We start from the raw sequence: 18,794 nt of genomic DNA, 5'->3' as shown, positions 1-18,794 counted from the left end.
CCTACTTCGCCCTCAGCTTGTCCAGCAGAGGCGACAGGAAGGAGCCTTTCGGCTTCTTGGTCTCGCTGCGGCCGGTGAGCCGCTGCGCAATCTGGAGAAACATCTCCGTCGTCCGATGACTGGGAGACATTTCCGCAATCATCTGGCCGTTGTTGGCAGCGGCGCCGAAGATCTGCGGCTCGAACGGGATCGTGGCGATCGGCGGGCTTTCGATCGCCTTGGCGAACTCGCTCGCATTGATCTCGGGCCGCTTGGGAACGCCGACCTGGTTCAGGCAGTAGAGCGGCATGCGATCGTTCGGCCGGGCGGCCTTGAGGAGATCGAACATGTTCTTGGTGTTGCGCAGCGAGGCGAGATCCGGCGCCGCCACGATCAGGATGTCGTCCGCGGAGATCAGCGCCCGCTTGGTCCAGCCTGCCCATTGATGCGGAACGTCGAGCACGATGCAGGGCATCGAGGCCCGCAGCGTGTCGAAGACCGCATCGAATGCCTCGGCGCCGAAATCGTAGACCCGGTCGAGCGTCGCGGGCGCGGCCAGCAGGCTCAGATGATCGGTGCATTTCGACAACAGCCGGTCCATGAAGGCGATGTCGATCCGGTCCGGCGAGAACACCGCGTCCGCGATGCCCTGCGCGGGATCCTGGTTGTAGTCGAGGCCGGCGGTGCCGAACGCCAAATCAAGGTCGGCCACGACGGAATCCATCGACAGGTTGCGCGCGATCGCCCAGGCGATGTTATGGGCGAGGGTCGAAGCTCCGACGCCACCCTTGGCGCCGACGACGGCAATGATGCGCCCGACGGCCTTGGCCTCTGGCGCCGAGAACAGGTTGCAGATCGAGCGGACGACGTCGATCGGCGTCACCGGCGACAGCACATAGTCGCTGACGCCGCGCCGCACCAGCTCGCGATACAGCGTGACGTCGTTGACGCGGCCGATCACGACGACGCGCGTGCCCGGGTCGCAAACCGTGGCGAGCTGATCCAGGCCTGCCAGGATGTCGGTGCGCGCATCCGTCTCCAGGATGATGACGTTCGGGGTCGGTGCCGACCGGTAGGCCTCGATCGCCGCCGCCATGCCGCCCATCTGAACCTTCAGATGCGCCTTGCCGAGGCGCCGGTCCTCACCGGCGGCCTGAACCGTCGCGGCGGTTTCCACCGTCTCACAGAACGCCTGCACGGACACGCGCGGCGCGGGCGCGATGTGATCGTCGGCCGGCGGCGGCACGACGTCAGGCTGCTCCTCTTGGGTCTGTCGGGCGTAGCTGATCATTTGCCTGTGTCGCTGAGTTTGGCCTTGTCGGCCTCTGGATACGTGATCGCGGTTGATTGTCCCTTGCGATATTTGTCGAACAACGCCGTGCGCCGGGTGGTATAGGACGGCGTTTCGGATCGCGGCTGCACGAGATCAGACGGGTTTGCGACCATTGCCGCCATGTTGCGCTGGTAGGCGCAGCCGTAGTTCCAGTCAGGCTTGTTGTCGAACCAGTTCTTGTTCTTGATCGACGGCCCGAGGTCGTCCGGCCAGACGCCGCAGGGCCCGACCGTGGCCGACATTTTAGGATAGCTCAGCCGGATCGCGGCCATCTGGCGCGGGTCCTTCGGCTGATAATTGCGTACGGTGATGCCGTGCGGCGGAACGCCGGCGGCGGCAAGCAGGGAGTGGATCTCCCGCATCGAGTCGGCGGCCGCCCGTGCATTGGGGGTGCCGCTCGGCACGTCGGCGCTGATCGCGCCCGTGCCTTGGCGAATCCAGCCCTGGGCCAGTCCCATCACGTCGGCGCGCTGCTCGGCGGTCAGGCCGCCACGGCCCTGGCCGACGAAGACCACCAGGGAGTCCGGGGCCTCCTGGATCGCAATCGGGTGGCGCAGTCGGTAGTCGTCCGGGATGCTCGCCGTGGTGGCAGCGTCTCTGGTGTAGTTGCAGGCGCCGAGCAGGGCTGCGGCTCCGGCGAGCGCTGCGGCAAGGGGCAGGCGGCGGTATCGAGCGGGGCTGGATGTGATGGTCATCGTTGCAGGTCCTTGTCCCGGCTCAGTCCGTGATGAAGCCATAGGTGCCGCGATAGTTGCGTCCGGGTTCGGCCCGGCCGGGTACGCCGTAGATGCGGTTGATGCTGCCCAGGAGATCGGCCTGGGGGTCGGACGCGGCCGCAAAGCCGTCGTCTGGGCGGGAGAGATCCTTCTGTGCCACGGCGCGGACGACGAACGGCGTCACCAGAACCATCAATTCGGTCTGGTTGTTGACGTAGTCGCGGCTGCGGAACAGCGCGCCGAGGACCGGCAGCTGCATCAGGCCCGGCATGCCGCTGATCGCCTGCTTGGTCTGCTGCTGGATCAGGCCGGCCATCGCCATGGCGCCGCCGGAGGGAATTTCCAGCGTGGTCTCGGCGCGCCGGGTCTTGATCGAAGGAACCGTCAACGAGTTGACCGTCGTCGAGCTGACGGCTTGCGACAGCGTGATCGAGTTCTCGTTTGAGAGCTCCGAGACCTCGGTCATCACCCGCATCGAGATCCGGCCCTCGCTGAGCACGACGGGCGTGAAGTTGAGCGAGATGCCGAACTTCTTGAAGCTGATCTGCGTCGTACAGACATGGGTCGTCGGATCGCAGGAGTAGCCGGCAGGAACCGGAAACTCGCCGCCGGCGATGAAGGTCGCGGACTCGCCCGAGATGGCGGTCAGATTGGGTTCCGCGAGGGTACGGATCACGCCCGCGTTCTCCATCGCGCGCAGCGTCGCCTGCACCGTCGGGGCCGCTCCGAACGCTGCGCTCACGGCATTGTTCGAGACCAGATTGCTGCCATAGGCCGTGAACGGATTGGAGTTGGCGAATTTGACGACGGCCGTTCCATAGTTGAGCTGGCCGGAGAGATCGATGCCGAGCTGCTTGACGATCGAACGCTGCACCTCGGCGACCGTCACCTTCAGCATGACCTGGTCGCGGCCGCGCACGGTGATCGAGTTGACGACCTTGTCGGCGCCGCCGGCGAGCCGGGCGGCGAGTTCGCCGGCCTGCTGGGCTTCGATCTGGCTCGACGCCGAGCCGGTCAGCACGATGCTGTCGGCGAGGCCTTCGATCTGGATATCGGCATTCGGCAGCAACTGCTTCAGCGCCGCCCGCGCGCCGTTCAGGTCGCGCTTGACCGCGATGTCGTAGGCCGCGATCTGCTGGCCCTGCGCGTCGAAGAAGACGATATTGGTCTGGCCGATCGCCGCACCGATGATGTAGGCGCGCTGGGCGGAGCGCACGACGGCATTCGCGATCTTCGGATCGGCGACGAGAACGTCCTTGATGTCGCGCGGCAGATCGATGACGACGGACTTGCCGATGCCGAGCGCAAGAAAGCGTGCATTGATCTGGCCGTCCGCGGCAGCTGCGGTCGCCGGGCGGTAGTCTGCCGCGATCACCGGCGCGATCGCCGGATTGAGGGTCAGCGCAGCGGCGGCCGAAAACGACAGCGCGCGGACCAACAGGGTCCGCATCTTCCGCTGATTTTCGCTGCAGGTCATCTTGGTGGTCCTCTTGCTCACTTCTGCGTCGTCATCGTGCTGGGAATGCCGAAGCGGACGACGGCAACGCTGTCGCTGCGCTTGCGGCTGGTCTCGTCCGTGCGATGCTCGGCCACGTTGACGTCGGCGATGCTGCGGAGCGCCAGGGACAGCGTTCCGGTTTGACGGGCACGCGCGAGCGTCTCGGCCTGTTCCGGCTTCAGCTCCAGCGTGACGGTCTTGCCGACCACCGTGGTCTGGCCGTCCTTTTCCTTCGGAGCCTGATCGATCGCCAGCACGCGGATGTTCGACAGGATGATATCGGAGCTGACGACGTCGCCCGCGTTGGGCTGATCCGGATTGCGCTCGCGCTTGGACAGGATCACGTCGACGCGGTCGTTCGGCAGGATGAAGCCGCCGGCGCCGGTCTCCGGAGAAATCTCGGTGGAAACGGCGCGCATGCCGGCGGGCAGGATCGCGGCCATGAAGCCCGAGCCGTCGGCCTTGACGAGCTTCTGTTCGCGGATGGGCTCGCCGGCAATGAACGGCGCCCGCGCGATCGTGCCGGTGATCTGCGTCTGTCCTTCGGGCCGCTCGCTGCGCCGGATGAAGCTGGAGCTGGCCGTGGCCGCCGGCCAGCTCTGCCACTGCAGATCTTCGGGCTTGAGCGATTGGCCGAGGGCGATGTCGCCCTTGGCGACGAGAACGTCGACGGTGGGCATCTGCGGCGCGGGCGCGGCAACTTGAGCCGGCCGGTCGTCGGACCCGCTCGCGAGATATGCGGCCACGCCGCCAGCGCCTACAGCGATGGTCAGAACCACAATGCGTGCGGTATTCATACGCTTCACTTTCCACATGACGCCGCGACGTTTCCGCCGCCGTGATGGGAGTTGAGCAGTTATTCGTCAAAGCATGGTTAATGAGGCGTATCTAAATCGCCTTAACACCGCGTTGACACGGTGCTTTCAGAGCAATGCAAGACGCGCAGCGTCGATCGCCTTCACCCAATCGGTCTCCGGATAGACCATCAGAGCGCCCAGGGCGAGCGCGATGCCATAGGGCACGCCGCTCTCCTTGGCGTGCAGGCGTGCAAGCCAGGGTTGTCCCGCCAGCATGTAGGGCAACGGCCATTGCCGGAACTGCATGAGGGCGAGAGTGAGCACGCCGCCGAAGATCGAGGCGTACAACAGGTAGTTCATCAGGTGGGCGAAGCCGAACCACAGGGCGGCGGCGGATGCGACCTTGGCGTCACCGCCGCCGATCCAGCCGAATGCAAAGCAGGTGAAAGCAATCACCAGCAGGGTCGCGCCTGCGCCGAGGTGCATGAGCATGTCAGCCATGCTCATGCCGCTCAGCGGCGCCAGAACCAGAAAGCCGGCGACGAGCGCAAGGGAGACCCGGTTCGAAATGGTCATCGTGAACAAATCGCTCGCCGCGGCAAAGGCCATCAGGGCCGGAAACAGCAGAAGGCGCGCGAGATCGAGGGGCATGGGCTCTCAATGGCATCGACGCGGCGCATGGGTGCGCCGCTGCGCCAGAGTCTAGCTGCAAGAAATAAACGATCGGGAAACAGCCGGAATGGCCGGCTGGTTGTCGATCTCACCAGACGCTGACGATGCGGGCCGCGAGAGCGAGGATGGACAGGCCGAGGCCGCCGCAGATCCAACGCAAGGCGACGTCGGCCCCGCTGGGCGGGGGCCGGGACGCGGCTGCGGACAAAACGTGGTTACGCATCACTGAACGCCGCGAAGCTGAATGTGGAAATGATAAAGGCCCCGGATGTCCGGGGCCTTCTTTGCTCGGCCGTGACGACCGCTTACTTCAGCGAGGTGTTGATCGCGCCGAACTTGGAGCTCAGGCTGGAGCCGAGACCGTTCACCGCGGCAATGATCGCGAGCGAGATGCCGGCGGCGATCAGACCGTATTCGATCGCGGTCGCGCCGGATTCATCCTTCACGAAGCGAGCAAGAAGATTCTTCATAGGTAACTCCATGTACACGTGGCTGGTCGAACAAACTCTGGTCGTTGCGGCGTTCTCAGCACCGTGACCATGCGGCCACCCTAGGGGGCAGGAATTTCGGCGTAGTTAATTCGGTCGCCGAAACACGGCGACAAATGGCTGTTATTGTGCAGAGTAAACATAGGATGAAGCGCGGCGCGATCATTCGAAATGATGCATGGTCACGCCGCGGTCGGTCTCGTTGAAAAGATGAGCGCAGGGTTTCAGCCGTCATGCCCGACCGGTCCATCGCGGGGCCTGCTCCGCATTCCCCACTATATGCATATGGCCGTGTCGACCTGGCTGGCGGAGCATGTGGCTCGGTGTCGATCGCGCCGGGCCGATAGGCAGAGCGGTCTTGCCGGCGCCGAGGTTCACGGCTCCTTAAGCGCCAAGGAGTACCCCTCGGAACAGTTCACGAGATGAGGAATATGATGTCCGGTCTGCCATGGGAAGTCGCGCTGATGCTCGGCCAGACCATCGAGAAGGTGTTGCCGATCACCTTGGTGCTGGCGGTGGTGTTCTCGGTGCTCAGTCACTTCTGGGCCTGCAATCCCGGCAAGCCGTGGTGGCAGAAGCGCGAGCTCGTCACCGACGTGGTCTACTGGTTCTTCGTGCCGGTGTTCGCCCGGGTGCTCCGCATCGGCTTTCTCGTGCTCGGCGCCAGCGTTCTCTTCAAGATCCGCGACGCCGACGAGTTGATCGCCTTCTATGAGAACGGGCACGGCCCGCTGGCGCAGCTTCCCGAATGGCTGCAGGGGATGCTCTTCCTCGTGCTCTCCGACTTCATGCTGTACTGGACGCATCGTCTGTTCCATGGCGGCGAGTTCTGGAAATACCACGCGGTTCACCACTCGTCGGAGGATCTGGAGTGGATTTCGGCTGCCCGCTTCCATCCGATCAACCTGATCCTCGGCACGATCGCGGTCGACGTCATCCTCTTGATGGCCGGCATCTCGCCCAATGTCATGATCTGGGTCGGACCATTCACCACGTTCCATTCGGCCTTCGTGCACGCCAATCTCAACTGGACGCTGGGCCCGCTGAAATATGTCCTCGCCACGCCCGTCTTCCACCGCTGGCACCACACGTCGATGGAGCAGGGCGGCAATACCAACTTCGCCGGCACGTTCCCGATCTGGGACATCCTGTTCGGCACGTTCCGGATGCCGGCGGGGCAGTTGCCCATGGCCTACGGCAAGGACGAGGCGACGATGCCCGGTGAGTTCGGCGGCCAGCTCGCGTTTCCGTTCCGGCGATGAGGGGTTTTGCAACCGCCCCAGACCAAATGGCGACGTTTGCAGATCATTCACCAATTGAGCGCAGATTTGCCGCGTCGGGCGCCGTCACCGCTGCGTATCGCTTGAGACGGCTCGTCAATGTCCCGGGGTTTGAGTATGTCGTTCTGTGTATCGCGTCGTCCTAGTGTTTCCTTCGCATTGCGGGCAGCTGTCGCCGCGGTGCTGCTGTGGCCGGCTGCCGCCTTGGCGGAGCCTGATCCCGCCATCGCCGTGAATGTCGACCAGGCCAAGCTGGTCAAGCTGCCCGACCGGGTCGCGACCCTCGTCGTCGGCAATCCGATGATTGCCGATGTGACCTTGCAGAGCGGCGGCATCATCGTCGTCACCGGCAAGAGCTATGGCGCCACCAACTTCATTGCGATGGATCGTGGCGGACAGGTGCTGATCGATCGCCAGATCCAGGTCGCCGGGCCCACCGACCAGCTCGTGACGGTGTATCGCGGCGTCGATCGTGAGACCTATAGCTGTATGCCGATCTGCCAGCGCCGGGTGACCTTGGGCGACGGCGACAACTACTTCAAATCGGTGCTCGACCAGGCTGGAACGATGTCCAGCACGGCGAGCGGTAACGCGGCGGCGGCCTCGAAGACCAACTGAGCGCTGGCCTTGCCACGCCTGCCCGGGTCGATGGCAGCGCCTGACCGCCTCTCCACGCGTGTCCGCGCCGACGATGCGGCGAGCCTTGCCGCTGGTGCTGCGGCTGGGTCGCCCGATTCGTTTGGTTTCTCGTTTGGTTTCGATGATCGGATCGGGCGGTGACGCGCTGTCTCGAAGGGCTGGCTGCGTACGAACCCCCAAGCACGGTTAGCGGGACGTTGATGCGGCAGGCCATACTGTCCGCATCGTGGGAAACCCTTTCCCAAGGAGTTTCCGCTATTCCTTTCGCTCAGATTGATGTGCCTTTCCAGTCCGGATGAACCCATGCAAGCCCCCGTCTCCTCGACCGCTTCGATGCGCCGGATGCTGCGCCGCTTCCGACGCAACCGGCGGGCGTCGGCCGCGCTCGAATTCGCGCTGGTCGCGCCGGTCTTCTTCGCGCTGCTGTTCGCGATCATCGAAACGGCGCTGATGTTCTTTGCCGGGCAGGTGCTCGAGACGATCACGCAGGACTCGGCGCGCATGATCCTGACCGGACAGGCGCAACAGGGCGCCTATACGCAGGCGCAGTTCGCGAGCTACGTCTGCACCCAGGTTCCCGCGCTGTTCGACTGCAACAAGATCTATATCGACGTGAAGAGCTACTCCTCGTTCGGGAGCGTCTCGATCAGCAACCAGATCGACAACAGCGGCAACTTCGTCAACAACATGACCTACAGCCCGGGTGCCGCCGGAGACATCGTCGTCGTCAGGCTGTTCTATCAATGGCCGATCTTCGTGACGGGGCTCGGCTACAACATCGCCAACCTGAGCGGCAGCAAGCGGCTGCTGGTGGGCACGGCCGCATTCAAGAACGAGCCGTATTCATAACACGGCTCTCACGACAAGGCTCTCGCGAGCTCCTTCAGAGGGACACCAGGAATTCATCATGCCGTTGGGAAGAATGCCGGGTATGTCTTCGAGCCTGCGCCTGTGGCGTCGCATCGACGCCTTTGCCGCCGATCGACGCGGTGTCGCGGCCACCGAATTCGCATTCATCGTGCCGCTGATGCTGGTGATGTTCTTCGGCACGGTCGAATTCTGCTCGGCGATCGCCGTCGACCGCAAGGTCACCTTGATGGCGCGAACCCTGTCGGATCTGACATCGCAATCGACCACGGTCGGCGATAGCGACATGTCGAACTTCTTCGCCGCCTCGACCGGCATCATGTACCCCTATTCCACCACGCCGGTGAATGCGACGATCACCGAGCTCTATGTCGATCCCACCACCAAGCAGGCGACGGTGAAGTGGAGCAAGGGGTCGACACCGCGAACCGTCGGCATGACGGTCGGCGTGCCGGCTGAATTGCTGGTGTCCGGCACCTATCTGATCTTCAGCGAGGTGAACTACCAGTACGTTCCGACGATCGGCTACGTCATGGGCAAGACCGGCGTCAATCTCAGCGACGTCGCCTATACCCGCCCGCGGCAGTCGACCTGTGTGATGTATAGCCCGGCGACCTACTGCTGAGGTGAGGGCTGCCGCAACCGAGCCCGCCCGCCCCCGGGGCCGCGGTCGCACGCGCCTGCGAACCGGCGCGACATGCGGTCTTTCGGGCGAGCAGAGCGCGACGATGGGCATTCAGGCAGCGAAAAGCAGGCAATAAAAAAGGCCGCGCAAGGCGGCCTTTCGTTGTCCAGGCGGGCAATCGCGCAGGCGATTACCCTGGCGTCGCTCAATTGGCGGCGCGGAGATTATCGGCCGACGACTTGCCCGAACGACGGTCCGCCACGATCTCGTAGGAGATCTTCTGGCCTTCGCGCAGCGTGCCGAGACCAGCGCGCTCGACGGCGCTGATGTGCACGAACACGTCGTTGCCGCCGTCATCCGGCTGAATGAAGCCATAGCCCTTGGTTGCGTTAAACCACTTCACGGTTCCCATGCTCACGGGGGTAGTTCCCTTCTCAGATATCAAATGCGTAACCCAGATTCCTGGGCTGGTTAGATCGAATTTTTGGAAGGGTCGTCAGCGTCTGAACCGGCTGTACCGGTAATAGCTAATCTCGTCCGGCCGAAAATCGATTGCGGGATATACTATTGGAAATGCCCGCGCAAAACAATCCTGAGCTGCGCGAGGGCGCATGATTTTTTGACGCGCCGGCTTGAGGCCGACGCGCTGAATTGTCGCTGATTGCGCAAGAGTTGATCAATTCGCTGGGTTGGGCGGAACCATTGCTCCGCCCAAGGCTCTAGCGCCGCCGGAACTGGCCGCCGCGCTGCGCTGCGCCACGCGGAGGTCCGCCGGTCGAGCTGGGGCGCTCGTCCTTGTGGCGGAAGATCAGCCGGCCCTTTTCCAGATCATAGGGCGACATCTCGACGGTCACGCGGTCTCCCGCGAGCGTCTTGATGCGATTCTTTTTCATCTTGCCGGCGGTGTAGGCGACGATTTCGTGCCCCGCATCGAGTTGTACCCGGTAGCGCGCGTCGGGAAGGATTTCGGTGACCAGCCCTTCGAACTGGATCAGCTCTTCCTTAGCCATGTCTCTCTCCAGATCGATAGACGTCTAGTTTGGCCGTTGGTTGCGGTTGTGAGCGTGGTTTTTGGGTCTGCCCTCGCGATGCAGGAAAGCAACGCCTTGAATCGACCCGGCCTTGCCGCCGCCTTGCGACGGCCGCTGGGGCTCCTGACGATTGCCTGGCAGAGGCGCCATCTTAGCATTGGAACGACGGCGACGGCGAGGGCCTTTTGCGGCGGTGCCACCCTCGTTGGTCCGCGCATTCTGCATGCCAGGACGGCCGCCACGCTGAGGCGGTTTGGCCGGTGCCGCCGCCTCGCGGAGGCCCGGCGTGCGGCGATCGTCGCGCGGCAGCGAGATCTTGATCAGCCGTTCGATGTCGCGAAGGTAGGACAGCTCGTCCGCTCCGGCGACGAGCGAAATCGCGATGCCTTCAGCGCCGGCGCGTGCCGTGCGGCCGATGCGGTGGACGTAGGTCTCCGGCACGTTGGGCAGGTCGAAATTCACGACATGGCTGACGCCGTCGACGTCGATGCCGCGGGCCGCGATGTCGGTTGCGACCAGGGTTCGGATCTCGCCGGTGCGGAACGCTGCGAGGGTGCGCTCGCGGTGGTTCTGTGACTTGTTGCCGTGAATCGCCTGGGCGGGGATGCCTGCCTTTTCCAGGCTCTTCACGACCTTGTCGGCGCCGTGCTTGGTACGGGTGAACACCAGCGCGCGGTTGACCGGCTCCTGCTTGAGCAACTGAGCCAGAAGGTTCGGCTTGGCCGAGTGGTCGACGTGGATCACGCGCTGGGCAATGCGCTCGACCGTCGAGGAAACGGGGGTCACCGCGACCCGCGCGGGGTCGCGCAGCATGGCGTCCGCAAGCTCGGCGATGTCCTTCGGCATGGTGGCCGAGAAGAACAGCGTCTGCCGCTTGATCGGCAGCTTGGCGACGATCTTCCGGATGTCGTTGATGAAGCCCATGTCGAGCATGCGGTCGGCTTCGTCGAGCACCAGGAACTCGACCTGGTTCAGCTTCACGGCGTTGCCCTGGACGAGGTCGAGCAGACGGCCAGGCGTGGCGACCAGCACCTCGAGGCCCGGCATGAGCGCGCGGACCTGGCGTCCCATCGGCACGCCGCCGATCGCGAGCGCCGAGGTCAGGCGGATGTGGCGGCCATAGGTGTTGAAGCTGTCGAGGATCTGGCCGGATAGTTCGCGGGTCGGGCTCAGAACGAGCACGCGCGCCGTCTTCGGCTGCGGCTTGATCCGGTTCTGCAGCAGGCGGTGCAGGATCGGCAGGGCGAACGAGGCGGTCTTGCCGGTTCCCGTCTGGGCGATACCGATCACGTCGCGGCCTTCGAGGGCGAGCGGGATGGTCTGTGCCTGGATCGGGGTGGGGGTGGTGTAGTTCTCTTCCTTCAGCGCGCGCGTCAGCGCGTCGGCGAGGTTAAAATCCTGAAAGGATGTCAAAAGATTGGGCTTTCCATAAGAGGATGAGGCCCGTGTCGGCAGCCAGCCGGACGCGGGTGGGTGGTTGAAGAGACACCCGCGTGTTTGGAGCGTCGAGATTGGATGGGTGAGAATGCGAAGCCAGAAGCTCTGAACGAGCTAAAGAACACGCGGCTTGCAAAGATCCGGCCGATTCGCCTCGATCTATCAGATATATGGAACAGACTGGCGGCACTTTCAAGGCCGGTGCGCAACGGATCGGCGATTGAGCCGGTACTCTGCTGCTTTAATTTTAGCCATTCAAAACAAAGTGCATAAATCATGTGCTCGATGCCAGCCGAATAATCACCGTGCCTGCCTAAGCCGGCGGCACGAGATTGCGACCTTCCGCCGCGATCGGCCCGAGTTCCAGATTGGGATCAATGGCTTACGAGATGTGAACGGCATGGCATGCTTCTTGCGATTCTTCCGCCGCAGACCGCCGGCCGCCTTGGCTGTGAAGCACGTCTGCGTCAGGGAGATATTACCTCATGCTTACTCGACTCACTCAGGAATTAACGGCGCCATTCAGCCGCCGTCGCTGGCTGGCTGCTGCTGCCGGCCTGGCGCTCGGCGTCGCCGGCTTCGGCCCGGCCATGGCTGCCGACGACACCATCAAGATTGGTGTTCTGCATTCTCTGTCCGGCACCATGGCCATCAGCGAAACCACGCTGAAGGATACGATCCTGTTTCTGATCGACGAACAGAACAAGAAGGGCGGCGTGCTCGGCAAGAAGCTCGAGGCCGTCGTAGTCGATCCCGCGTCGAACTGGCCGCTGTTCGCCGAGAAGGCGCGCGAGCTGATCACCAAGAACAAGGTCGCGGTCGTGTTCGGCTGCTGGACCTCGGTGTCGCGCAAGTCGGTGCTGCCGGTGTTCAAGGAACTCAACAGCATCCTGTTCTACCCGGTTCAGTACGAGGGCGAGGAGAGCGAGCGCAACGTGTTCTACACCGGTGCGGCGCCGAACCAGCAGGCGATCCCGGCGGTCGACTACCTGATGAAGGAAGAGAAGGTGAAGCGTTGGGTGCTGGCCGGCACCGACTACGTCTATCCGCGTACCACCAACAAGATCCTGGAAGCCTACCTGAAGTCGAAGGGCGTGGCTCAGGACGACATCATGATCAACTACACGCCGTTCGGTCACTCCGACTGGCAGACGATCGTCGCCGACATCAAGAAGTTCGGCTCGGCCGGCAAGAAGACCGCGGTGGTCTCGACCATCAACGGCGACGCCAACGTTCCGTTCTACAAGGAGCTCGGCAACCAGGGCATCAAGGCCAAGGACATCCCGGTCGTCGCGTTCTCGGTGGGTGAGGAAGAGCTCGCCGGCATCGACACCAAGCCGCTGATCGGCCATCTCGCCGCCTGGAACTACTTCGAGTCGATCAAGACCCCGGCCAACGAGAAGTTCATCAAGGATTGGCAGGCCTATACCAAGAACCCGAAGCGCGTGACCAACGATCCGATGGAAGCGCACGTGATCGGCTTCAACATGTGGGTGAAGGCGGTCGAGAAGGTGAAGTCGACCGATGCGGACAAGGTCATCGACGCCCTCCCTGGCACCGAGGCCCCGAACCTGACCGGCGGAGTGTCGAAGATGCTGCCGAACCACCACATCACCAAGCCGGTGTTCATCGGCGAGATCAAGGGCGATGGCCAGTTCAGCGTCGTCTACAAGACCAAGGACCTCGTCCCGGGCGACGCCTGGTCGAAGGAGCTCGAGGGCTCCAAGGACCTGATCGGCGACTGGGTCGGCAAGAAGTGCGGCAACTTCAACGTCAAGACCAACAAGTGCCTGGGCTCGGGCAGCTGAGATCGATCTGACGTCCAAGTCACGACTGGAGAAGGCGGTGGATAGCGCCGCCTTCTCACTTCCTCCTGCCGGGGTTGTCCAGTGCCTGCAACTATTTGCGCGATTCTTCGTCGCATTCTTCTTTCTATTGTCCTGATTGCCGTGGCCGCGCCTGCATTCGCGGCCAGCTTCGAAGAGTCCGTCGCCAAGTTCGCCAATGACGATTTCTCCGACACCGATGATGCGGTGGGCGAGATCGCCGTGTCGGGCAATCCGCTGGCCTATCCGATCATCAGCGCGCTGCAGGATGAGCGGCTGATGTTCGATACCGACACCAAGAAGGTCTATGTCAAGCAGACCGACGGCAAGATCATCGATGCCGCCACCGGCGCCGCCGTCGACAGGCTGCCCGACAACGCCGCGGCGGTCAGCCTCAACAACCGCCTGCGCCGCAGCGTCGACGCCGCGTTGGGCGGCCTGACCCTGCTGTCGCCGGACGTGAACACGCGCCTGTCGGCCGCCAAGTCGGTGTTCAAATCGCATGAGGAGGCGACGCTGCCGACCGTGGAAACGGCGCTCGCCAAGGAAACCAATCGTTCGGTCAAGCAGGCGCTCGCCGAGGCCCGCGCCGCAATTCTCCTGTTCAAGTCCGATGCCAGCGAGGTGGACAAGCTCGAAGCGGTAGCCACCGTGAAGGCGCGCGGCGACCAGGAGGCGCTGGCGCTGCTCACCGAGATCAGCAGTGGCGATCAGCCCGCAAGCGTCGCCAAGGCCGCGGCAGGTGCCATCGCTTCGATCCAGAGCTCGCTCGCGATCTGGTCCGGCGTGCAGAATGCCTGGTACGGCCTGTCGCTCGGCTCGGTGCTGCTGCTGGCCGCCATCGGGCTTGCCATCACCTTCGGCGTCATGGGCGTCATCAACATGGCCCATGGCGAGATGGTGATGCTCGGCGCCTACACCACCTTCGTGGTCCAGGAGGTCATCCGCACCCGCTATCCGGCGCTGTTCGACTACTCGCTCTTGATTGCCGCGCCGCTCGCCTTCCTGGTGGCCGGAGCCATCGGCGTGCTGATCGAGCGCACCATCATCCGCTTCCTCTACGGGCGGCCGCTCGAGACGCTGCTCGCGACCTGGGGCCTCTCGCTCATCCTGCAGCAGGCGGTGCGCTCCGCGTTTGGCCCGACCAACCGCGAAGTCGGCAATCCCTCCTGGATGAGCGGCGCGTTCGAACTCGGCCAGATCACCATCACCTATAACCGGCTCTGGATCCTTTGCTTCACGATGGCCGTGTTCGCGATCCTGCTCGCGATGCTGCGCTACACCGCGCTCGGTCTGGAAATGCGCGCCGTGACGCAGAACCGGCGCATGGCGGCGTCGATGGGCATCGCCACCTCGCGCGTCGATGCGCTCACCTTCGGGCTGGGGTCGGGCATCGCCGGCATCGCCGGCGTGGCGCTGTCGCAGATCGACAATGTCAGCCCCAACCTCGGCCAGAGCTACATCATCGATTCCTTCATGGTCGTGGTGTTCGGCGGCGTCGGCAATCTCTGGGGCACCCTGGTCGGCGCCTTCACGCTCGGCATCGCCAACAAGTTCCTGGAGCCGGTCGCCGGCGCCGTGCTCGGCAAGATCGCGATCCTGGTGCTGATCATCCTGTTCATTCAGAAGCGCCCGCGCGGCCTGTTCGCGCTCAAGGGCCGGGCGGTGGAAGCATGATGCCGCATATGCTGACGAGGTCGCTGGACCGCGCCGCGACCATCTTCGTGCTGATCGTTGCGGCCTGCGGCATCCTGATCCCGCTGTCCAACCTGCTGCTGCCGGCCGGCTCGGCGTTGCAGGTGCCGACCTATCTGGTCGCGCTGTGGGGCAAATATGTCTGCTACGCGATCCTGGCGCTCTCCATCGACCTGATCTGGGGTTATTGCGGCATCCTCTCGCTCGGTCACGGCGCGTTCTTCGCGCTCGGGGGCTATGCGATGGGCATGTATCTGATGCGCCAGATCGGCACCCGCGGCGTCTACGGCAATCCGATCCTGCCGGACTTCATGGTGTTCCTGAACTATTCCAAGCTGCCCTGGTACTGGCACGGCTTCGACATGTTCTGGTTCGCAGCTTTGATGGTTTTCGTGGTGCCCGGCCTGCTCGCCTTCTGCTTCGGCTGGCTCGCCTTCCGCTCGCGCGTCACCGGCGTGTATCTGTCGATCATCACCCAGGCGATGACCTACGCGCTGCTGCTCGCCTTCTTCCGCAATGATTTCGGCTTCGGCGGCAACAACGGCCTGACCGACTTCAAGGACATCCTCGGCTTCAACGTCCAGGCGGAAGGCACCCGCGCCGCGCTGTTCGCACTGAGCTGTCTCGCGCTCATTCTCGCGTTCCTGATCTGCCGAGCCGTCGTGTCGTCGAAACTCGGCAAGGTGCTGATCGCGATCCGCGACGCCGAGTCGCGGACGCGTTTCCTCGGCTATCGCGTCGAGTCCTACAAGCTGTTTGTGTTCACGCTGTCGGCGTGCATGGCCGGCGTCGCAGGCGCGCTCTACGTTCCTCAGGTCGGCATCATCAACCCATCCGAGTTCGCGCCCGGCAATTCGATCGAGGCCGTGATCTGGGTCGCGGTCGGCGGCCGCGGCACGCTGGTCGGCGCTGCGCTCGGCGCCGTCGTCGTGAACTACGCCAAGACGTTCTTCACCTCGGGCGTGCTGGCGCCGTACTGGCTGTTCATGCTCGGCGCATTGTTCGTGCTCGTCACCCTGCTGCTGCCCAAGGGCATCATCGGCACGTTCAATACGTGGTGGGATCAACTCGGCACCAAGACGCCCAACGCCGAGAGCGCCGCCCGCGAGGACGGCGTCACCGAACCCAAGATGGCGGAGTGAGCGCATGAACGTGATGGATACCCGCGCGACGTCGTCGCTGCTCTATCTCGACGGCGTGCACGTCTCCTTCGACGGCTTCCACGCCATCAACAATCTCTCGCTGACGCTCGAGCCCGGCGAGATGCGCGCCATCATCGGCCCGAACGGCGCCGGCAAGACCACGATGATGGACATCATCACCGGCAAGACCAAGCCCGACGAGGGCACGGTGCTGTTCGACGGCAAGACGGATCTCACCCGCCTCGACGAGACCCGCATCGCCGAGCTCGGCATCGGCCGCAAGTTCCAGAAGCCGACCGTGTTCGAGAGCCAGTCGGTCGAGGACAATTTGCTGCTCGCCCTCAACGTCGACCACAGCGTCAAGGGCACGCTGTTCTGGCGCGGATCGAGAAGCGAAGCCGAGCAGATCGACAAGGTGCTCGAAACCGTGCGGCTCAAGGACCTCAGGCGCAAGCTCGCCGGCAGCCTGTCGCATGGCCAGAAGCAGTGGCTGGAGATCGGCATGCTCTTGGCGCAGGACCCGAAGCTCCTGCTGGTCGACGAGCCGGTGGCCGGCATGACGGACGTCGAGACGCATCAGACCGCCGAGCTGCTCAAGGAAATCAACAAGGATCATACCGTCATGGTCGTCGAGCACGACATGACCTTCGTTCGCGAGCTCGGCGTCAAGGTCACCTGCCTGCATGAAGGCACGGTGCTGGCCGAGGGCACCATCGATCAGGTGTCGTCGAACGAGCGGGTGATCGAAGTGTATCTGGGGCGCTAGGCGATGTTGGACGTCAAGGACATCAACCTCTATTACGGCGCCGCCCAGGCGCTGCGCGGCGTCTCGATCGCGGCGGAGCCCGGCAAGGTCACCTGCGTGCTCGGACGCAACGGCGTCGGCAAGACCTCACTGCTGCGGGCGCTGGTCGGGCAGTATCCGCTGGCCTCCGGCAGCATCACCTTCGACGGCGCCGACATCACCCATCTCAAGCCCTATGAGCGGGCGCGCAAGGGCATCGGCTTCGTGCCGCAGGGGCGCGAGATCTTCCCGCTGCTCACGGTGGAGGAGAACCTCAAGACCGGCTTCGGACCGCTGAAGCGCAGCGATCGCAGCATCCCGGACGACGTGTTCTCGCTGTTTCCGGTGCTGGAATCGATGCTCGGCCGCCGCGGCGGCGATCTTTCCGGCGGCCAGCAGCAGCAGCTTGCGATCGGCCGTGCCATGGTGATGCGGCCAAAGCTCCTGCTTCTCGACGAGCCGACCGAGGGCATCCAGCCCTCGATCATCAAGGACATCGGCCGGGCGATCTCGTATCTGCGCAATCTCGGCAACATCGCGATCGTCCTGGTCGAGCAGTATCTCGACTTTGCCTGCGAACTCGGCGACAACTTCGCCGTCATGGATCGCGGCGCGGTGAAGTTCACCTGCACCCGCGCCAATCTCGATCAGGCCGAGATCAGCCGCCAGATGGCGCTCTGATCATCACGTAGGTTCTCGACGCGGTCTCGCCCGCGTCTGGTCCCAGGGGAGGGGATCGATGCGGGCCGATCCCGCCAGCGCCGCTGCCGACATCTTCGAGGCCAACCGCGCCCGAGGCGCGGTGCGCTTCGACGTGCGGCTGCAGGACGGCATGACGCGGCGCCATCATCTGCATGAATCCGGCTCGCTGCGGGTGCGCTTTCCCTCGCCCGAGGACGACGGTCTGTCGGCGATGTTCGTCAACACCGCGGGCGGAATCGCCGGCGGCGATCGTTTCGCAATCGAGGTCGCGGCCGGCGAAGACAGCCGCGTGACGCTCTCGAGCGCCGCAGCGGAAAAGGTCTACCGCGCGGCCGGAAAGCCGGCGGAGCTCGACATTGCGCTGACGGCCGCGGCGAACGCGCACATCTCCTGGCTGCCGCAGGAGACCATCCTGTTCGACCGCGCCCGTATCCATCGCCGCATCGACATCGACCTTGCCGATACCGCCTCCCTCCTGCTCTGCGAGATCGTCGTGTTCGGGCGCACAGCCATGGGGGAGACGATGCGGGAGGGCGAGTTCGTCGATCGCTGGCGGGTTCGGCGCGGCGGTAAGCTCGTGTTCGCCGAAACGATCCGCCTCGACGGCGACATCGGCGCAAAGCTTGCGCAGCCCGCCATCGCCAAGGGCGGCGCGGCGATCGGGACCGCGCTTATCGTGCCCGGGGACGCCGCACTGGTCGAGCGTATCAGGGAGAGCCTGCCGGCCTTCCGGGGCGAGGCCGGGCTGTCGGCCTGGAATGGATTTGCAATGGCGCGCTTCTGTGCCCAAGATGCCGCGAGTCTGCGCGCCGACATGATGGCGGTGCTCGGCTGTGCTTCGAATAAACCGCTGCCGCGGTTGTGGCTCAACTAGACGTTTACAAACCGACGAATACCAGAAGACGATCACCAGAGAGTCCGCATGAACCTGTCTCCCCGCGAAAAGGACAAGCTCTTGATCTCGATGGCGGCCATCGTGGCGCGCCGCAGACTCGAGCGCGGCGTCAAGCTGAACCATCCCGAGGCGGTCGCGATCATCTCCGATTTCATCCTGGAAGGCGCGCGCGACGGCCGCACCGTGGCCGAGCTGATGCAGGCCGGCGCCCAGGTCCTGACCCGCGACCAGGTGATGCCCGGCATCCCCGAGATGATCCATGACATCCAGGTCGAGGCGACGTTTCCGGACGGCACCAAGCTCGTCACGGTGCACGAGCCGATCCGGTGAAGCGAGCCCAACTCTTTCGGTCGTCATGCCCCGGCTTGACCCGGGCATCCACGCTGTT

At 64.1% G+C, this 18,794-nt stretch carries 20 protein-coding genes; 11 read left to right on the top strand and 9 right to left on the bottom strand.

Features of this window, described 5'->3' with window-relative positions:
* Position 1 precedes the first annotated feature (1 nt).
* From QX121_RS26245 to QX121_RS26220, 6 genes are all read right to left on the bottom strand, one after another.
* Entirely contained in the window at positions 2-1,270 is a 1,269-nt protein-coding gene (locus QX121_RS26245) for a CpaE family protein (protein ID WP_315734624.1), read from the bottom strand.
* Entirely contained in the window at positions 1,267-2,007 is a 741-nt protein-coding gene (locus QX121_RS26240; protein ID WP_315734622.1) for a CpaD family pilus assembly protein, read from the bottom strand. Before QX121_RS26240 ends, QX121_RS26245 begins: the two co-directional genes overlap by 4 nt.
* Before the next feature lie 22 nt (positions 2,008-2,029).
* Complete coding sequence (locus tag QX121_RS26235) at positions 2,030-3,505, bottom strand: type II and III secretion system protein family protein (protein ID WP_315735683.1); 1,476 nt, start codon at positions 3,503-3,505, stop codon at positions 2,030-2,032.
* Positions 3,506-3,522: 17 nt separating this feature from the next.
* A complete protein-coding gene (gene cpaB / locus QX121_RS26230; RefSeq protein ID WP_315734619.1) occupies positions 3,523-4,323 on the bottom strand; it encodes a Flp pilus assembly protein CpaB in 801 nt (266 codons plus the stop codon).
* A gap of 126 nt (positions 4,324-4,449) precedes the next feature.
* Positions 4,450-4,974: a prepilin peptidase gene (locus tag QX121_RS26225; RefSeq protein WP_315813403.1), complete on the bottom strand. Its 525-nt coding sequence runs from the start codon at positions 4,972-4,974 to the stop codon at positions 4,450-4,452.
* Between the two features lie 326 nt (positions 4,975-5,300).
* A complete protein-coding gene (locus tag QX121_RS26220; RefSeq protein ID WP_231317342.1) occupies positions 5,301-5,465 on the bottom strand; it encodes a Flp family type IVb pilin in 165 nt (54 codons plus the stop codon).
* A 452-nt stretch (positions 5,466-5,917) separates the two neighbouring features.
* Between QX121_RS26220 and QX121_RS26215 the strand changes: the two genes are divergently transcribed.
* From QX121_RS26215 to QX121_RS26200, 4 genes are all read left to right on the top strand, one after another.
* A complete protein-coding gene (locus QX121_RS26215; protein WP_315775478.1) occupies positions 5,918-6,745 on the top strand; it encodes a sterol desaturase family protein in 828 nt (275 codons plus the stop codon).
* Between the two features lie 135 nt (positions 6,746-6,880).
* Complete coding sequence (locus tag QX121_RS26210) at positions 6,881-7,381, top strand: pilus assembly protein N-terminal domain-containing protein (protein ID WP_315734613.1); 501 nt, start codon at positions 6,881-6,883, stop codon at positions 7,379-7,381.
* Between the two features lie 324 nt (positions 7,382-7,705).
* The gene (locus QX121_RS26205; protein ID WP_315734610.1) at positions 7,706-8,251 is read left to right on the top strand and encodes a TadE/TadG family type IV pilus assembly protein; all 546 of its coding nucleotides are present in this window, start codon (positions 7,706-7,708) and stop codon (positions 8,249-8,251) included.
* A gap of 82 nt (positions 8,252-8,333) precedes the next feature.
* Positions 8,334-8,894, top strand: a complete 561-nt coding sequence (locus QX121_RS26200; RefSeq protein ID WP_315775477.1) for a TadE/TadG family type IV pilus assembly protein — start codon at positions 8,334-8,336, stop codon at positions 8,892-8,894.
* 205 nt (positions 8,895-9,099) lie between these two features.
* On the opposite strand, the gene QX121_RS26195 is transcribed toward QX121_RS26200, so the two are convergent.
* From QX121_RS26195 to QX121_RS26185, 3 genes are all read right to left on the bottom strand, one after another.
* Positions 9,100-9,312: a cold-shock protein gene (locus tag QX121_RS26195; protein ID WP_006612155.1), complete on the bottom strand. Its 213-nt coding sequence runs from the start codon at positions 9,310-9,312 to the stop codon at positions 9,100-9,102.
* 301 nt (positions 9,313-9,613) lie between these two features.
* Complete coding sequence (gene infA, locus QX121_RS26190; RefSeq protein ID WP_315734606.1) at positions 9,614-9,904, bottom strand: translation initiation factor IF-1; 291 nt, start codon at positions 9,902-9,904, stop codon at positions 9,614-9,616.
* A 24-nt stretch (positions 9,905-9,928) separates the two neighbouring features.
* Positions 9,929-11,338, bottom strand: a complete 1,410-nt coding sequence (locus QX121_RS26185; protein ID WP_315734604.1) for a DEAD/DEAH box helicase — start codon at positions 11,336-11,338, stop codon at positions 9,929-9,931.
* 509 nt (positions 11,339-11,847) lie between these two features.
* Between QX121_RS26185 and urtA the strand changes: the two genes are divergently transcribed.
* From urtA to QX121_RS26150, 7 genes are all read left to right on the top strand, one after another.
* The gene (urtA, locus tag QX121_RS26180) at positions 11,848-13,170 is read left to right on the top strand and encodes an urea ABC transporter substrate-binding protein (protein ID WP_315734602.1); all 1,323 of its coding nucleotides are present in this window, start codon (positions 11,848-11,850) and stop codon (positions 13,168-13,170) included.
* A gap of 132 nt (positions 13,171-13,302) precedes the next feature.
* Positions 13,303-14,865 carry an urea ABC transporter permease subunit UrtB gene (gene urtB / locus QX121_RS26175; RefSeq protein ID WP_409999375.1) on the top strand — a complete coding sequence of 521 codons (1,563 nt, stop codon included), beginning with the start codon at positions 13,303-13,305 and terminating at the stop codon, positions 14,863-14,865.
* Positions 14,862-16,025, top strand: a complete 1,164-nt coding sequence (gene urtC / locus QX121_RS26170; protein WP_315813401.1) for an urea ABC transporter permease subunit UrtC — start codon at positions 14,862-14,864, stop codon at positions 16,023-16,025. Before urtB ends, urtC begins: the two co-directional genes overlap by 4 nt.
* Before the next feature lie 4 nt (positions 16,026-16,029).
* Positions 16,030-16,791: an urea ABC transporter ATP-binding protein UrtD gene (gene urtD, locus QX121_RS26165; RefSeq protein ID WP_315813400.1), complete on the top strand. Its 762-nt coding sequence runs from the start codon at positions 16,030-16,032 to the stop codon at positions 16,789-16,791.
* A gap of 3 nt (positions 16,792-16,794) precedes the next feature.
* On the top strand, positions 16,795-17,490 hold the full coding sequence (gene urtE, locus QX121_RS26160; protein WP_315713826.1) for an urea ABC transporter ATP-binding subunit UrtE: 696 nt from the start codon (positions 16,795-16,797) through the stop codon (positions 17,488-17,490).
* A gap of 58 nt (positions 17,491-17,548) precedes the next feature.
* On the top strand, positions 17,549-18,385 hold the full coding sequence (locus QX121_RS26155; RefSeq protein WP_315813399.1) for an urease accessory protein UreD: 837 nt from the start codon (positions 17,549-17,551) through the stop codon (positions 18,383-18,385).
* Positions 18,386-18,433: 48 nt separating this feature from the next.
* A complete protein-coding gene (locus tag QX121_RS26150) occupies positions 18,434-18,736 on the top strand; it encodes an urease subunit gamma (RefSeq protein WP_015669637.1) in 303 nt (100 codons plus the stop codon).
* Positions 18,737-18,794: the final 58 nt, after the last annotated feature.

The organism is Bradyrhizobium sp. SZCCHNR2028 (assembly GCF_032380995.1).
Lineage (GTDB): Bacteria > Pseudomonadota > Alphaproteobacteria > Rhizobiales > Xanthobacteraceae > Bradyrhizobium.
Note: the sequence above shows the minus strand (reverse complement) of the source record. Positions and strands in the feature narration are given on the sequence as shown.

Bases quoted from the DNA above. Each gene is read 5' to 3' on its own strand.
- QX121_RS26245 (WP_315734624.1), bottom strand. From the start codon at position 1,270: ATGATCAGCTACGCCCGACAGACCCAAGAGGAGCAGCCTGACGTCGTG.
- QX121_RS26240 (WP_315734622.1), bottom strand. From the start codon at position 2,007: ATGACCATCACATCCAGCCCCGCTCGATACCGCCGCCTGCCCCTTGCC.
- QX121_RS26235 (WP_315735683.1), bottom strand. From the start codon at position 3,505: ATGACCTGCAGCGAAAATCAGCGGAAGATGCGGACCCTGTTGGTCCGC.
- cpaB (WP_315734619.1), bottom strand. From the start codon at position 4,323: ATGAATACCGCACGCATTGTGGTTCTGACCATCGCTGTAGGCGCTGGC.
- QX121_RS26225 (WP_315813403.1), bottom strand. From the start codon at position 4,974: ATGCCCCTCGATCTCGCGCGCCTTCTGCTGTTTCCGGCCCTGATGGCC.
- QX121_RS26220 (WP_231317342.1), bottom strand. From the start codon at position 5,465: ATGAAGAATCTTCTTGCTCGCTTCGTGAAGGATGAATCCGGCGCGACC.
- QX121_RS26215 (WP_315775478.1), top strand. From the start codon at position 5,918: ATGTCCGGTCTGCCATGGGAAGTCGCGCTGATGCTCGGCCAGACCATC.
- QX121_RS26210 (WP_315734613.1), top strand. From the start codon at position 6,881: ATGTCGTTCTGTGTATCGCGTCGTCCTAGTGTTTCCTTCGCATTGCGG.
- QX121_RS26205 (WP_315734610.1), top strand. From the start codon at position 7,706: ATGCAAGCCCCCGTCTCCTCGACCGCTTCGATGCGCCGGATGCTGCGC.
- QX121_RS26200 (WP_315775477.1), top strand. From the start codon at position 8,334: ATGTCTTCGAGCCTGCGCCTGTGGCGTCGCATCGACGCCTTTGCCGCC.
- infA (WP_315734606.1), bottom strand. From the start codon at position 9,904: ATGGCTAAGGAAGAGCTGATCCAGTTCGAAGGGCTGGTCACCGAAATC.
- urtA (WP_315734602.1), top strand. From the start codon at position 11,848: ATGCTTACTCGACTCACTCAGGAATTAACGGCGCCATTCAGCCGCCGT.
- urtC (WP_315813401.1), top strand. From the start codon at position 14,862: ATGATGCCGCATATGCTGACGAGGTCGCTGGACCGCGCCGCGACCATC.
- urtD (WP_315813400.1), top strand. From the start codon at position 16,030: ATGAACGTGATGGATACCCGCGCGACGTCGTCGCTGCTCTATCTCGAC.
- urtE (WP_315713826.1), top strand. From the start codon at position 16,795: ATGTTGGACGTCAAGGACATCAACCTCTATTACGGCGCCGCCCAGGCG.
- QX121_RS26155 (WP_315813399.1), top strand. From the start codon at position 17,549: ATGCGGGCCGATCCCGCCAGCGCCGCTGCCGACATCTTCGAGGCCAAC.
- QX121_RS26150 (WP_015669637.1), top strand. From the start codon at position 18,434: ATGAACCTGTCTCCCCGCGAAAAGGACAAGCTCTTGATCTCGATGGCG.